This is a genomic window from Arthrobacter senegalensis, assembly GCF_059091765.1.
Map to the genome: position 1 here is coordinate 926,806 of NZ_JBNHGZ010000002.1, position 15,133 is coordinate 941,938.

The 15,133-nt window shown below is 66.1% G+C and carries 13 protein-coding genes; 9 read left to right on the forward strand and 4 right to left on the reverse strand.

Going from position 1 to position 15,133, the window contains the following annotated elements; genetic code table 11:
- Nucleotides 1–57: 57 nt before the first annotated feature.
- From AC5RVG_RS09755 to AC5RVG_RS09785, 7 genes are all read left to right on the forward strand, one after another.
- Nucleotides 58–990 (forward strand): SDR family NAD(P)-dependent oxidoreductase, encoded by a 933-nt coding sequence (locus AC5RVG_RS09755; protein ID WP_494013693.1) that lies wholly within the window; start codon nucleotides 58–60, stop codon nucleotides 988–990.
- Between the two features lie 2 nt (nucleotides 991–992).
- Nucleotides 993–1,895, forward strand: coding sequence for an amidohydrolase family protein (locus AC5RVG_RS09760; protein WP_494013694.1), 903 nt, complete (start codon nucleotides 993–995; stop codon nucleotides 1,893–1,895).
- Nucleotides 1,892–3,103: an acyl-CoA dehydrogenase family protein gene (locus AC5RVG_RS09765; RefSeq protein ID WP_494013695.1), complete on the forward strand. Its 1,212-nt coding sequence runs from the start codon at nucleotides 1,892–1,894 to the stop codon at nucleotides 3,101–3,103. The genes AC5RVG_RS09760 and AC5RVG_RS09765 overlap by 4 nt, the downstream gene beginning before the upstream one ends.
- A 28-nt stretch (nucleotides 3,104–3,131) precedes the next feature.
- A complete protein-coding gene (locus AC5RVG_RS09770) occupies nucleotides 3,132–3,587 on the forward strand; it encodes a MaoC family dehydratase (RefSeq protein ID WP_494013696.1) in 456 nt (151 codons plus the stop codon).
- Between the two features lie 155 nt (nucleotides 3,588–3,742).
- Complete coding sequence (locus AC5RVG_RS09775; protein ID WP_494013697.1) at nucleotides 3,743–4,738, forward strand: ABC transporter substrate-binding protein; 996 nt, start codon at nucleotides 3,743–3,745, stop codon at nucleotides 4,736–4,738.
- A gap of 199 nt (nucleotides 4,739–4,937) precedes the next feature.
- Nucleotides 4,938–5,891, forward strand: coding sequence for an ABC transporter substrate-binding protein (locus AC5RVG_RS09780; protein WP_494013698.1), 954 nt, complete (start codon nucleotides 4,938–4,940; stop codon nucleotides 5,889–5,891).
- Between the two features lie 360 nt (nucleotides 5,892–6,251).
- Nucleotides 6,252–7,805, forward strand: coding sequence for an acyl-CoA synthetase (locus tag AC5RVG_RS09785; protein WP_494013699.1), 1,554 nt, complete (start codon nucleotides 6,252–6,254; stop codon nucleotides 7,803–7,805).
- Nucleotides 7,806–7,863: 58 nt separating this feature from the next.
- Here AC5RVG_RS09785 and AC5RVG_RS09790 read toward each other — a convergent pair whose 3' ends face one another.
- Both AC5RVG_RS09790 and AC5RVG_RS09795 read right to left on the reverse strand, forming a co-directional pair.
- Nucleotides 7,864–8,496, reverse strand: a complete 633-nt coding sequence (locus AC5RVG_RS09790) for a PadR family transcriptional regulator (RefSeq protein WP_494000901.1) — start codon at nucleotides 8,494–8,496, stop codon at nucleotides 7,864–7,866.
- 198 nt (nucleotides 8,497–8,694) lie between these two features.
- Nucleotides 8,695–10,002 carry an MFS transporter gene (locus AC5RVG_RS09795; RefSeq protein ID WP_494013700.1) on the reverse strand — a complete coding sequence of 436 codons (1,308 nt, stop codon included), beginning with the start codon at nucleotides 10,000–10,002 and terminating at the stop codon, nucleotides 8,695–8,697.
- A gap of 161 nt (nucleotides 10,003–10,163) precedes the next feature.
- Between AC5RVG_RS09795 and AC5RVG_RS09800 the strand changes: the two genes are divergently transcribed.
- Both AC5RVG_RS09800 and AC5RVG_RS09805 read left to right on the forward strand, forming a co-directional pair.
- The gene (locus AC5RVG_RS09800) at nucleotides 10,164–11,030 is read left to right on the forward strand and encodes a methylenetetrahydrofolate reductase (RefSeq protein WP_494013701.1); all 867 of its coding nucleotides are present in this window, start codon (nucleotides 10,164–10,166) and stop codon (nucleotides 11,028–11,030) included.
- Between the two features lie 350 nt (nucleotides 11,031–11,380).
- Nucleotides 11,381–11,683, forward strand: coding sequence for a hypothetical protein (locus tag AC5RVG_RS09805; protein ID WP_494013702.1), 303 nt, complete (start codon nucleotides 11,381–11,383; stop codon nucleotides 11,681–11,683).
- Between the two features lie 109 nt (nucleotides 11,684–11,792).
- Here AC5RVG_RS09805 and ligM read toward each other — a convergent pair whose 3' ends face one another.
- Both ligM and putP read right to left on the reverse strand, forming a co-directional pair.
- Entirely contained in the window at nucleotides 11,793–13,199 is a 1,407-nt protein-coding gene (ligM, locus tag AC5RVG_RS09810) for a vanillate/3-O-methylgallate O-demethylase (RefSeq protein WP_494013703.1), read from the reverse strand.
- A 283-nt stretch (nucleotides 13,200–13,482) separates the two neighbouring features.
- A complete protein-coding gene (gene putP, locus AC5RVG_RS09815; protein WP_494013704.1) occupies nucleotides 13,483–14,994 on the reverse strand; it encodes a sodium/proline symporter PutP in 1,512 nt (503 codons plus the stop codon).
- Between the last annotated feature and the right edge of the window lie 139 nt (nucleotides 14,995–15,133).

Genomic DNA, 15,133 nt, shown 5'->3' on the forward strand with positions numbered 1-15,133 from the left:
TTCTAGACCAGCATAAACCGCAACGCACCTCCACCGTGCGGGACGAAGGAGCAGCAGATGTCTTTGGCCGGAAAAACAGCGATCGTCACCGGAAGCGGCCGGGGCCTCGGCCTGGCCTACGCGCAGGAGCTTGCCCGCCAGGGTGCCTTCGTTGTGGTCAATGACGTGGACGCGCAGGTCGCGGAGGAAGCCGTCGCCAGTATTACCGGCGCCGGCGGCCAGGCCACGGCCGTCGTGGCCCCGGTGGGGCCCACCGAAACTGCCCGCCAGCTGGTGGCCGCCGCCGTCGAGACCTTCGGCCGCCTGGACATCCTGGTGACCAACGCCGGAGTGCTGCGGGACAAGTCGCTGCTGAAGATGACCGACGAGGACTTCGACCTGGTGATCAACGTGCACCTGCGCGGCACCTTCACCTGCGTGCGCGAGGCCTACGCCTACTTTAAGGATAACGCTGTCGCGGGACGGATCATCACGATCGGTTCGCCTACCGGCCAGCGCGGCAACTTCGGCCAGACCAATTACGCCGCGGCAAAGGCCGGCATCGTCGGCATGGTCCGGACCTGGGCGCTGGAGATGAAGAAGGCCGGCGTCACCGCCAACGCCGTGATTCCGGTGGCAGCCACCGCGATGACGAAGACCGTGCCGTTTTTCCAGAAGGCCGTGGAGGCGGACGAGCGCGGCGAGGCGATGCCCGACTTTTTCCGCAAGGAGCTGGGCTTTGGAACGGCCGACGACGTTGCCGGGCTGGTTGCCTACCTCGCCTCCGATGCGGCAGCCAACGTGACCGGCCAGGCGATCGGGGTGGGCGGCGACCGGCTGCAGTTGTGGTCCCATCCGGAGCCCGTCGCCACCGAGTTCCTGGACGGCGGCTGGAACTACGAAGCGCTGAGCGAGCGCTTCCAGGACCTGTTCGGCGGCCGGTTGCAGAGCGTGGGCGAGACGTTCCCCGAGCTGCCGGCGGACCTGCAGCCCGAGTCGGCGGCGAAATAGCCATGCCTGCCACGCGTTACGAACCGGCGCTCGATGTCGCGTCGCTGGCGGCGATCGACATGCATGTTCACATCGAGATCGACGGCCACGGACATCTCTCGCTGCCGCAGGAGCTGATGGACGCGTCGAGCGCGTACTTCAAGGCGGAGGAGCGGACGCCGTCGCTGGATGCGATCGCCGAAACGTACCGGGAACTGAAGATGGCGGCCGTGGTGTTCACCGTGGATGCCCGCACCCGCCTGAAGCACGAGCCGAACAGCATCGAGGACATCGCCGAGGGCGCCGCCCGCAACAACGACGTGCTGATCCCGTTCGGCTCCGTCGATCCGCTGACGGGTCCGGAGGCCATCGACCGGGCCAAGTCCCTCGCCGAGGACTACGGGGTGCGGGGCTTCAAGTTCCACCCGAGCCTGCAGGGCTTCAACCCGGCCCACGAGCGGTTCTACCCCCTGTGGGAAGCCCTGCAGTCGCTTGGCCTGCCGGCGGTGTTCCACACCGGCCAGAACGGCATGGGGGCCGGAACCCCGGGCGGCTCCGGGATTAAACTTGCCTACTCGAACCCGCTGCTGCTGGACGAAATCGCGGCCGACTTCCCGGGGTTCCGCATCATCATGGCGCACCCCTCGGTGCCTTGGCAGGACGAGGCCAACTCGATTGCCACGCACAAGTCGAACGTGTTCATCGACCTGTCCGGCTGGTCGCCAAAGTACTTCCCGGAATCCCTGGTGAAACTCTCCAACTCCGTCCTGCAGGACAAGGTGCTGTTCGGCACCGATTACCCGCTGATCACCCCGCAGAAGTGGCTGGGCGCGTTCGCGGACCTGCCGATGAAGGACGAGGTCCGGCCGAAGATCCTCAAGGACAACGCGGTGCGCCTGCTCGGGCTGGGCGGTGGGCAGGCATGAGCACGGTGGCCCAGGAGAAGGCCGGCACCGCGGCCGGACCCTTCTATCCCTCCGACCAGTACGGCTACGCCGCGCTGCTGACCGACGCCGAACGCACCGTGCTCGGCCGGCTGCGCGGCGTGCTCGAGGAGCAGGTTCAGCCGCTGCTGGCGGACTACTGGGAACAGGGTGAGTTTCCGTATCAGATTGCCCAGCCGCTGTATGACCTGAACCTGATGGCGCCGGCCGAACTGACCGACGGCGGTGCGAAGCCCTCCGGACTCTACGAGGGCTTCCGCAACTTCGAGCTCGCCCGAACAGACGCCTCCGTCGCCACCTTCTACAACGCCCAGTCAGGACTGTTCCGCACGGCCGTGACTCTGGGCGGCAGCGCCGGGCAGGCTGCCGAGCTGGACCCGAAGATCCGCAGCTTCGAGTTGAAGGGCGTCTTTGCGCTGACCGAACCGGAACACGGATCGGACATTGCCGGCGGGCTTGAGACCAGCGCCCGCCGCGAGGGAGGCGAATGGGTGATCGACGGCGCCAAGCGCTGGATCGGCGGGGCCGCCGCTGCCGACGTGCTCGCCGTCTTCGCCCGCGACCAGGCGGACGGACAGGTCAAGTGCTTCCTCGTCCCGACCGATGCCCCCGGGGTCGGCATCGCCAAGATCATGCGAAAGACCTCGCTGCGCATGATGCAGAACGCCGACATCGCGCTGGCCGGTGTCCGCGTACCGGACTCCGCGCGGCTGCAGAACGTCAACTCGTTCGCGGACGTGGCCTCGCTGCTGCGCAACATGCGCTCCGACGTCGCCTGGATCGCCGCGGGCGTCCAGGCCGGCGCCTACGAGGCCGCGCTGCGCTACGTCAAGGAGCGGCGGCAGTTCGGCAAGCCGCTGGCCGGATTCCAGCTGGTTCAGGAGAAGCTGGCCACCATGCTCGGCAACCTCACGGCCTCGCTCGGCATGGCGGTGCGGCTGACCCAGCAGCAGGAGGACGGCATCTACAAGGACGAGAACTCGGCGTTGGCCAAGATGTTCTGCAGCGCCCGCATGCGCGAGACCGTTGCCCTGGCCCGGGAAGTTGTGGGCGGCAACGGCATCACCCTGGACACCGACGTCGCGCGGTTCCATGCCGACGCCGAGGCCGTCTATTCCTATGAAGGCACCCACGAGATCAACGCCCTGATAGTCGGCCGGGCAATCACCGGCACGGGCGCATTCCGCTAGAAGCATCCATCTTTCCAAGGAGCCCTCTATGAGCAACACCGTCGTCAACCTCGAAGAACTGCCCAACCTGGTCGGCAAGGACCTGGGCTACACCGACTACCGTGAAATTACCCAGGACCAGGTCAACACCTTTGCTGATGCCACCGATGACCACCAGTGGATCCACACCGACCCGGAAAAGGCCAAGGAAGGACCGTTCGGCGCGCCGATCGCCCACGGCTTCCTGACCCTGTCGCTGGTCATCCCGCTGTGGAGCGAATTGTTCGATGTGGAAGGCGTCACGACCAAGGTCAACTACGGCCTGGACCGCGTGCGGTTCACCAGCCCGGTGAAGGTCGGCTCCAAGGTGCGCCTGCATTCGGTGATTTCCGAGGTCACCGAGGTGAAGGGCGGGGTCCAGATCAAGACCAACAACACCATCGAGATCGAAGGCGAGGAGCGCCCCGCGGTCATCGCGGAGTTCCTGGCCCGCTTTTACGCCTGACGCCGGGCCGCTCCTTGTCCTGCCGGCTGCACAAATCCAACCTAACTGTTGATTTATTCAACTATTGTATCTACATTGTAATTAGGTGTGGCGTCGATCACAGTCAGTCTCCCGGCGGCGGGGGCGGCGGCGCCCAGGACCGCGAGGAGCATTTCATGCAGAAGCACTTGGCGAAGTTGTTGGCCGGTGGCGCGATTGCCGCGATGGCACTGACCGGCTGCGGCTCCGGTTCCCCCTCCGGGTCGAACGAAGCGCCGGCGGAACAGTCCGGCGCCGCCGGCTCCGGGCTCACCAAGCTCACCGTAGGCGTGCTGCCGATCGCCCCGTCGGGAGCCATGCAGTACGGCATCGATGAGGGCATCTTCGAGAAGCACGGCCTGGAACTGGAGTTGCAGGCCGGGCAGGGCGGCGCTGCCATGCTACCTGCCGTTTCCACCGGCACCCTGAACTTCGCTGTCGGCAATCCGCTGTCGGTGATGACGGCGGTGGACAAGGGCCTGGATATGAAGATCGTCACGGGCTACAGCAACTCCAAGGCCGAGGGCGAGGATATCAACGCCGTGATCGTCAAGGCTGATTCCGGGATCGAGGACTTCGCCGATCTGGAGGGCAAGACCACCGCGGTCAACACACTCAAGACCCAGGGCGACCTCACCATCATGGAATCGGCGGCGATCGACGGGGGCGACCCGTCCAAGCTGAAGTTCAGCGAAATGCCGTTCCCGGACATGGAAGCCCAGCTGGAGCGCGGAAACGTTGATGCCATTTGGGTGCCTGAACCCTTCCAGTCGAAGGCGTTGGCCAACAAGGACTACAAGCTGCTGGGCTACCCGAACCAGAAGGCCTTGCCGGGCCTGCCCACCATGGTGACCTTCACCAGCGGCAGCTACGCCGACCAGAACGCGGAGATCGTGGCCGACTTCAAGGCAGCCGTTTCGGAAACCCTGACGGCCGCGGAAGCGGATCCGGCCGGCGTCCGTGCCGTCCTGCCGGACTTCATGGGCATGCCCGAAGAAGTGGCGAAGGGCCTGAAGATGGAAACGTTCGACGCCGAGCTCCCGGTGGATGTTCTCAGCGACATGGGCGAGCTGATGGTCAAGTACGGGTACGTGGACAAGGCTCCGGACGTGCCGGCCATGGCCGTCCAGTAGCCTTCGTTCTTGGCCTCAGGCGGCGGGGCGGTTCCCGGGATGCGGGAGCCGCCCTGCGGCCTGTTGCAGGGGTTCCCGTCGTTGACGGCCTCCACTATGTCCGTAGATACTGTGACCTAAGGCACACTCTTGCTGCATGGGGCGGTGAGTGGGAGAGGGACCCGTGAAGAGAATTGGAACGGCGGTTGCGCTGGCGGCAGTGCTGGCGGTGACGGGGTGCGGTGGGGGCAGCCCGTCCGGTGGCGGTGATGCGGCCCCGACTGGCGGCACCGAAGCCGCCGGCGGAATGACTCCCATCAAGGTTGGGGTCATCCCGATCGTCGACGTGGCTCCCATCTATCTGGGTGACCAGGAGGGATTCTTCGAAGAAGAGGGGCTGGATCTCGAACTCGTCCCGGCACAGGGCGGCGCGGCCATCATCCCGGCCATCACCAGCGGTCAGATGGATTTCGGCTTCAGCAATGTCACGTCGCTGGTGATTGCCCGCTCCAAGGGGCTGAACATGCAGATGGTGGCCAACGGCGCTTCAACCATCGGCAACCAGGATGAGGATTTCGCGGCCGTGATGGTCAAGCCGGACAGCGGGATCAAGGAGATTGCTGACCTGACCGGCAAGCGCATCGGCGTGAATACCCTGAACAACATCAGCGACTCGACGATCCGTGAGGCGGTGGAGCAGGCCGGCGCGGACTCGTCGGACCTGAATTTCGTCGAGATGCCCTTCCCGGACATGCCCGCGGCGCTGGCCAACGGCAACGTGGACGCGATCGCCGCCGTCGAGCCGTTCGTGACCATTGTCGAAGGCGATGGTGCAGTGCCGGTGTTCTCCAACTATGCCTATCCGGTGGAAAACCTTACGGTCGCGACCTACTTCACCTCGGACGACATTGCCGGGGAGAAACCGGACGTCACCCAGGCCTTTGTTCGGGCGATGAAAAAGTCGTTGGCGTTCGCCGACGAGAATCCGGACCGGGTGCGCGAGATCCTGCCCGAGTACACGCAGCTTGATCCCGCGGTCATCGAAAAGCTGACCCTGCCGAAATTCCCGCAGGAGGTCAATGCCGAGTCCATCCAGGAGATCGCCGACATCTCCCTGAAGAACGGCCTGATCGAGGAGATCCCGGACATGGAGGCGCTCCTGCCGCGGCAATAGGCGTCCACCGGCCTGCGTTGGCCGACGTGTTGCTGAGGGTCTGGCGGTGCGGCTAGGGGCGGGCCGTCGGCGGAAACGCCTCTCCGCGCTCGCGGAGGGGCGTTTCACTGTTCCCGGGCGGGTCGAACGGCTGCCTTTTGTGGCGGGACACCGCCGGTTGTGGTGCGGTGAAGGCCGATGGTACACCCATATCTTCAACTATTGACTTTCTCAACTAAAACGCCCTAGGTTGGAGATGTTCGCTGTGATCTGATTCACCGCTGAGCCGTGAGTCCGGCCCCAGCCCGCGGGCTTGAGGGTCGGGGCCGCTCGCGGGGCTGTCCAGACCCGCTCGCCGGGTACGTCGGAAGGTATGTCACCATGCACAATCAAGGTCTTGGGGCCTGGATCCACAAGCGCCGCATGAAGTCCGCCGCGAAAACCGCCGTCATCAGCAGCGCGGGTGAACTGAGCTACGGGGAGTTCGCCGGGCGGGTGGACCGCCTGGCCAACGCCCTGGCGGACCGCGGCGTCGGCCGCGGTGACCGGGTGGCCTACCTGGGGGAGAACCACCCGGCGTTCCTGGAAACCTTCTTTGCGTGCGGGACCCTGGGCGCCATCTTTGTTCCGCTGAACACCCGGCTGGCCCCGCCCGAGGTCCAGTTCGCCCTGCAGGACTCCGGCAGCCGCATCCTGGTCCACGCCCGCAGCCTGCAGACGCTGGCTGACCGCGGCAGTGCGCTGCTGGGGCTAAACCGGCGGATCGTGGTGGAAGATACCCCGGCGGGAACCGTTGCCGAGGCGGCCGAGCCGGGCACCGTCGTCGAACTTTTGGAGGAAGTCATTGCCTCCGGCGGCACAGAACGCCGTGATGAGGCAGTGTCGCTGGATGACCCGGCCATGATTCTCTACACATCCGGCACCACGGGCCGGCCCAAGGGGGCGCTGCTCACGCACGGCAACATGACCTGGAACAGCATCAATGTGCTCGTGGACTTCGACATGGCCAGCACCGATGTGGCCCTGATGATCGCCCCGATGTTCCACGTGGCATCCCTGGGCATGGGCGTGCTGCCGGCCCTGCTCAAGGGGGCCACCGTGGTGCTGGAGCCCAAGTTCGATCCGGGGCGGACCCTGATGCTGATCGAGAAGTACAAGGCCACCAGCATCAGCGGCGTGCCGACCACCTACCAGCTGCTGTGCGAGCACCCGGACTGGGACAAGACGGACATCAGCTCCCTGAACAAGCTGACCTGCGGCGGATCGGCCGTGCCCATGCGGGTGCTGGAGGCCTACGAGGCCCGCGGGCTGTCCTTCACCAACGGCTACGGGATGACCGAAACGGCGCCGGGAGCCACCACGCTGGCGGCGGAGAAGTCCCGCCCGAAGGCCGGTTCCGCCGGGCTCCCGCACTTCTTCACGGATATCCGGATCGCCGATCCGCTGGGCGAGGTCCTGCCCCCGCGGGAGGTCGGTGAGATCCAGATTTCGGGTCCCAACGTCATCCGCGAGTACTGGAACCGGCCCGATGCCACGGCCGAGAGCTATGCCGACGGCGTATGGTTCAAGTCCGGCGACATGGGCTACGTGGACGACGAAGGCTTCCTCTTTATCTCCGACCGGCTCAAGGACATGATCATCTCCGGCGGCGAGAACATCTACCCGGCCGAGGTGGAGCAGGTCATTTTGGAGCTGGAGGCCGTCAGCAGCGCCGCGGTCATCGGCGTCCCGGACGAGAAATGGGGGGAGGTGCCGCGCGCGGTGGTCACGGTCCGCGAGGGCTTCTCGGTGTCCGCCGAGGAGATCCAGCAGCACCTGGACGGGCGGTTGGCCCGCTACAAGATCCCCAAGTCCGTGGTGTTCGTGGAGGACCTGCCGCGGACGGCCAGCGGAAAGATCCGCAAGGCCGACCTGCGGAAGGAATACTCGAACTAGACGGGGCTGCCCCCGGGCGCGGGCTACTTGCGGGCGCCGAACTGCCTGCGGGCCCGGGCTACTTGCGGGCGCCGGCCGGCTGCGGCGACTGCGGCTGCTGGACGCCCGGCTGGTCGGAAAGCCGGTCGATGAGCGCGAGGCCGCGGCGGGCCCAGGTAATCTCCTGTTCCGCACGGGCCACGAGCCCTTCATAGGTAAAGCGCTTGAAGGCCTTGACCCGCGTCCGTTCGCTCGCCGGGGTGCCAGCCAACCGGCGATTGAGCATCTCGCTGCTGTCGTCGTCGATCTCACGGATCCGCTGCTCCCACTGCTGCCGGAGCGCGGTGTGGTGCTCAATGTGCGCGCGCATCTGTTCGCGCGCAGCGTCCGGTTCGGCCCACTCAAGGTAGGCCGCCTTCAGGTGGGCTGGATCCCGCACCCGGGTGTAGTCGAGCGTGGTGTTCATCCACTCCCGGAAGGCCTGTAGTCCGGCGGCGGTGATGTGGTAGCGGCGCTTCCTCCCGCGCTGGCCCCAGATGACCTCCTCCCCGTCGAGCAGCCCTTCCTGCTCCATCCGCCGCAGCTCCGGATAGATCTGGGAGTCGGGCGCGTGCCACACATTCCCGACGGACGACTCGAATTCCTTGTAGAGGTCGTAACCGGTCATGGGTTCGACGCTGAGCAGCGCCAGCAAGGCGTAGCGGAGACTCACTGATTCAACTTCCTTTTCAGTGTTGTGTTGCCAATCACTATATCCATCGGTAGTCGGATGGCCACGCGAAAATCGATGTTGATCAAGGATCGTGGTCCCGAAGCCGTCGTTTACGGGATGCCAGGCGCCCGACCTCCGTGCCCCGCCGGGCGCGCCCGGCCGGCTCCGCGCCTGCCCCTCCGCAGGCACCCGGCCGCGCTAAGTGCGCGCCGGCCCAACCGGTTCCAAAGTCCGGTCCAGCGGGTGCTCAAGCTCGTCCTTCAGCATTCCGCCGAAAATGAGCGCCAGCACAGCCAGGAGCGGCAGGGCGAGGCCGATCAGCAGGAAAATCAGCCAGATGGGCACGACTTCGCCCAACGGCCCGGCGAGCGCCATGGAGACCGGCATCAACGCCAGCGAGACGAAGAAGTCCAGGCTGGAGATCCGACCGAGCAGGTGCGGCGGCACGCGGCGCTGCAGCAGCGTGCCCCAGATGACCTGGCCCGCGCTGCCGGTCGCGCCGACTACGAACAGTGCTGCGGCCATCCACCAAAAACTGCCGGTGAAGCCGATGACGGCGATCGGCAGGGCGCCGGCGCCCCAGAACAGCAGCATCACGGTCAGGTAGCGCCGGGGCAGCCGCAACGAGGCGGTGGCCATCGCCCCGGTGGCGCCGCCGATGCCGAAGATGCCAAGCAGGAAGCCAAACGTGCGCGAGTCCCCGCCCAGTTGGTCTGCAACCGCAAACGGCAGCAGTACCTCAATGGGGCCAATGAAGATGAGCACGCTCACGACGGCCCACAGCAGCGTCCAGAGCAGCCAGGGAGTCTTTAGCGTGTAGGCCACGCCCTCGCGCAGATCCGCCAGCACGGAGCCGCGCTTGCCCGGTGGCTCGTCTGCAGCGGCGACCGACGCCGTCGTCCCTGCATCCGGAGCCAGTTCCTGTCCGAGGAAATTCAGGATGATCAACGCGGACAGATGGCACAGCGTGATCCACCCGATGGCCGCCCCGGGGGAGAAGGAGGCGACGATCATGCCAGCTGCCGCCGGTCCGGCGGCCTGCTGCAGCAACGGCCGCATGGTGCCCTCCATGCCGTTGGCCGCCAGCAGGTCCTCGGCCGGCAGGATCCTCGGCAGGATGGCCGAGTAGGCGGGAAAAAAGAACGCGGCACCGACTCCCAGCAGGAAGGCGGCTGCGGCCAGGTGCCACAGTTGCAGCAGCCCGGTCATGGCCAGCAGGGCCACCGCGCCGATGGCCACCAGGTTGGCCGCCTCCACGCTGATAATCAGGCGGCGGCGCGGAAGACGGTCCGCCGCGATGCCGCCGAGCAGCACGAACGCCAACAAGCCGACGCTGGCGCAGGTGGCGACGAGCGAGAGCTGAATGGGTCCGCCGCCTAGGGCGATGACCTGATACACCATGGCCACGGCCCACATGCCGGCGCCGAAGACCGAGATGGCCAGGGCCGAAATGAGGATGCGGTAGTTGCGATGGGCGAAGGGCCGCAGCGCGCGGGGCGTGGACATGGTTGTTCCTGGGATTAGAAGGAAAGGCTCACATAGTATCCACCCAGTGATTGAGAAATGCAAACCAGTTATCACCCCCTATGTTGGTAGTGGCTTTCCGGCTAGACTCGCTGCAGGTCGGTCAAGGGTGACCGGCACCACACGAGGAAGGAATTCCGACTATGGCCGACCCCAAGCACGCGCCGTCCCAGGCGGCCCGGACATTGCTCGACGACTTCTCGCTCGAGATGACCGGCAAGGATGTTCCCGCGCTGGAAGATGCCGCCGGCACGATTCCGGCGGGAACGCGGATCAACGTCACCTTCCTGGGGAACGAGGACCTGCCGACGCGGGTTGCGGCGGCGGCCGCCGTCAAACGGCACGGCTTCTTGCCGGTACCCCATGTCTCTGCCCGGCGGTTGGCGTCGCGGGCCGAGTTGGAAGACTTCCTGCAGGCGTTGTCCGCCGATGCGGCACCGGAGGACGTCTTCGTGGTCGGCGGCGACCCGGCCGAGCCGATGGGGCCTTATCCGGACTCGCTCGAGGTCATCCGCAGCGGGCTCCTGCCCCGGTACGGAATCCGCCGCGTGGGCATCAGTGGCTACCCGGAGGGGCATCCGGACATTTCCGGCGAGGTGTTGTGGAAGGCGCTGGAAGACAAGCATGCCGAACTGCAGCGGCAAGACCTTGAAGCGGTCATCATCACGCAGTTCGGCTTCGACACGGATCCCGTCTTCGACTGGCTGGCCGAGGCCCGCCGCCGCGGAATCCACGCGCCGGTGCGCATCGGCATCCCCGGGCCGGCCGGGGTCAAGAGGCTGCTGAACTATGCCAAGCGGTTCGGAGTGGCCTCGTCGGCCGGGATCGTGCACAAGTACGGCTTTTCCCTGACCAACCTGCTGGGGACCGCCGGGCCGGACAAGTTCCTGGAGGAATTCGCCGGCCGTTATGACCCATCGGTGCACGGCACGGTGAAGCTTCACTTCTACACGTTCGGCGGAATGAAGGCCACGGCCGACTGGGTCAAAGACTTCCGCGCCGGACGGTAGCGCTGCACGAACGGAAGCTCATCGGGGACGGTGACTCCGCGCCGCGGCCATGGCAGCCGGCTTCCGGCGGCTGCGCTGTCCACGTTCAGACGGAAATGTCCATCTTTTGGTGCGCCATGGCGCCCTGACAAGGGACGATGCGTGAGCAGGTTTTAATACCTGGACAGCGCCGCCCCTGAGCGGCGCTCGCCGGCCGGAGTCAGAGCCGGATCGGGCCACCGGCGTGGCCCCGCCGAGGTTGGCTGATGGAGCCCTTGAGGGCGTGGTGCGCGGTTCCCGGCCCTGTTGCGCGCCGCCGCTCTGTGATTAGGTGAAGACAGGGCGCACCAGCGCTTGAGGGAAGGAGATTCATGAGCGAGGAAATCAACAACCCGGACCGCTACGACCGTACGGAGCGGGAAGAGAACCAGGGCGGCGAAACCTCCCGGGACGAGGAATTGCTCCCGCCGGGTGAGTTGCCTGCGGATGCCAAGAAGGGCCTGGCCAACGTCTACGGCGATGCCGACCGGACGGCTATTGACGATCCAGTCAGCGCGCCCGGCCCCGAAGACGCCGCGGCGATCGAGCACATGGAGCAGAATTTCCGCGTCGGCGAGACCGAGTCGGGCGAGCGGTACGTGGAAGAGACCGGCGGCCAGGACAAGGGCGCCTGACGAGCGTCCCGCCTGAGCGGCGGCGGCGCCAGGAGAGCGGCAAAACGGCGGGGAAGGTGCCCTTGGCACCTTCCCCGCCGTCCGCCGTCGCGGCCTAACGCAGCCTGGCTCAGGCCTTCCGGCCGGAGCGCCAGCCGCCGGGGTAGTCCTGGCGGACCGCCTGGGAGTACGGCACGGGACTGACAATGGCCCGCACGTTCAGCTGCTGGTGCGGCTCCACGGTGGTCTTGCGGGTCCCGCCGTCGGGCTCGCCCCAGAGCACCGTGACCTCGGTGCCCTCCGGCACGTCGGCGTCCACCGTGGCCAGGGACAGCCCCCGGTTTTCGTTGGCGGAGTAGCCGGTAAACATGGACAGGCCGATCGTCTCGCCGGCGGCATCTAACACCGCGTCGTAATTGGACGAACCGTAGTTGGCCAGCGGCAGGTCAAAGTACTTGTACGGCGTGCCCTCGGTGTCGAAGAGCGAGGCGAAAATCTTCGCCATGTCCTCGGCATTCCATTCGAGCGTGACCTTCTTGCGCTGGTCGGCCGGGTCGATCTTCTCCAACGCCTCGCGGCCGATGAAGTCGTGGTCGAACTTCACCATGTGGCCGTACCCCAGCTCCCACGGGTTGAGGTAGTAGTCCTCGATCTTGTCCGAAACGAAGCTGCCGGCGACAGCGTTGACCGCCTCGTAACTGTCGGCGCCGAGCCATTCGCGGTAGGGGCGCAGCTCCTCGCCGGTGTAGATGGCGGGCAGCGGGGAGGGGATCCAGCCCGATTCCAGGGTGTTGGACGGGTAGGCGCGCGAACCGACGGCCAGCAGGCCGAACTCCTGGCCGGCCTCCAGGATGGTGTCGCGGACCTGGTCGTACGTCTCGTACGGTCCCCAAATCTCCAGCCCCGGTGCGCCGGCCATGCCGTGGCGCAGGGTCTGGACCTGCCGGCCTGCGACCTGCATCTGGTCCATGTTGAAGAACTTCAGCTGTTCAACCTGGCCGCCGTTGACCTTTTCGATGATCTTCCAGGCGTTCGGGCCCTGGATCTGGAAGCGCCAGTACTTGCGCTTCACCGGCTGTCCCATGGGCCGCGACGGGGAGCGCCGGTCCACCTCGATGTCCACGTCGTAGCCGCCGGTCTCACCGTGATAGATCAGCCAGTTGGCGGCGGGGGAGCGGCCCACGTAGACGTACTGGTCCTCCGTTTCGTGGAACAGGATGCCGTCGCCGATGACGTGCCCGGCCGGCGTGGTGGGTACGTACTGCTTGGCCTTGTTCACGGGGAAGTTGGCTACCGAGTTGATGGCGGTGTCCGAAATCAGCTTCAGGGCGTCCTTGCCCCTGATGAACAGGTTGTCCATGTGGTGCGACTGGTCGAACAGGACCGCGGACTCGCGCCAGGCGCGCTGCTCGCTGCGCCAGTTCGTGAATTCCGGGGCGACGACGGGGTAAATATAGGCGCCGATCTGCGAGTTGCGCAGCATCTCGACGGTGTTGCCGGACTGGTCCAAAACTTCCTGAAGATTCTTGGCGCTCATGGGTTCTTGTCCTCCTCGATGGCGGGCCGGAGTGTGACGCATTGCACATTTCCAAGATACTCCGACTCTATACCTATGGAGATAGTTATGTCGACGGTTTAACGCGGGATTTTTGCGGAGCTTCGACGGCTGCCGGCCGGCCGCTGGTTCTCGCCGGCGCTGGAAATCACGAGGGCGGGCGGCGGAGCGCTTAGCCTGCCGGGCAGCGCATGGTGTGCAACGCGAAAGGGTGCCCTTCCCGACGTCGGAAAGGGCACCCTTTGCGGTCCGTTGACCGGGTGGGTCAGCGCTCTCCGGCAGCCACGAACGGCTTCCCCGCGGTTGCGCGGCTGACCGCTTCGGCGAACTCCGTCTCGATGTCCGGCTGCGGCTTGTGCGTGAAGAGGCTGACGACGACGGCGACGGCGACGTTGAGGATGAAGCCCGGAACGATCTCGTACATGGTGGCCGAGAGCGCCGAGGTGCCCCAGATGAACACCGTGACCGCGCCGGCCAGCATGCCGGAGAGCGCGCCGGCGACGGTGAGCTTGCGCCAGAACAGCGACAGGATGATGGTCGGCCCGAACGATGCACCGAAGCCGGCCCAGGCGAAGGCCACGAGCCCCAGGATGGTGTCGTTGCGGCTCCAGGCCAGGAGGCCCGCCACGAGGGCGACGACCAGCACGCCCAGGCGGCCAAGCATCACCTGGGTCTTCGCCGGGGCGTCCTTGCGGGCGAAGATCTTGTACAGGTCCTCCACCAGGGCAGACGAGCACACGATCAACTGGGAGGAGATGGTACTCATGATCGCCGCCAGTACCGCGGCCAGCACGAAGCCGGCGATGAACGGGTGGAACAGGATCTGCGCGAGGTCCAGGAACACCGATTCGGCAGACTTGGCGTCAGTGAGGGTGGTGCCAGGGTTCTGCTGGAAGTAGGCCACGCCCACCAGCGCGGTGGCAACGGCGCCGAATACCGTCATGAGCATCCAGCCGATGCCGATCCGGCGGGCGGCCTTGGCCTCGCCGGGCGTGCGCAAGGCCATGAAGCGGACGATGATGTGCGGCTGCCCGAAGTAGCCCAGTCCCCAGGCCGCAGCCGAAATGCCGGCGACCGCACCCCCGGTGAACAGGCTGAGGTGGCTCGGATCCACTTCACGGATGGATTCGACGGTCGCAGCCAGGCCGCCGGTGGCGAACACACCGACGATCGGAACCAGCAGCAGGGCAGCGAACATCAACAGCCCTTGGGCCACGTCGGTATAGCTGGCGCCGAGGAAGCCGCCGAACAACGTGTACAGGACGGTGACGCCGCCGACCACGAGCATGCCGACCCCATAGGTGGAGCCGAAGGAAGATTCGAAGAAGACGCCTCCGGCCACCATGCCGGAGGAGACGTAGAAGGTGAAAAAGACCAGGATGATCACGCCGGAGACTATCCGCAGCAGCCGCGAGCGGTCCTTGAGCCGGTTCTCCAGAAAGCTGGGAACGGTGATGGAGTCATTGGATACCTCCGTGTAGGAGCGCAGCCGCGGGGCCACGAACTTCCAATTGAGCCAGGCGCCAATCGTCAGGCCGATGGCAATCCAGGCTTCGAACAATCCGCCGACGTAGAGCGCCCCGGGCAGGCCCATCAGCAGCCAGCCCGACATGTCCGAGGCGCCGGCGCTCAGTGCCGCGACGCCGGGCTTGAGGCCGCGGCCGGCAAGCATGTAGTCGTCCAAATCGGTCGTGCGCCGGTAGGCCCACCAGCCGATGGCCAGCATGCCTGCCATGTAAATCAGCATGGCGATGATTTGGAACATCTGGTCGTTCACGAGGTTTCCTCCGCCGTGTCTCGGTTTGGTGCGCCTCAGTCTTCCAGCGGGGTACAGGCGTGGCCAATTGCCGCCGCTTTGTGTCGCCCGGGACGAAGAACAGCGGGGGAACCGGCGGGCCGCTGAAGGCCGGGGGAGA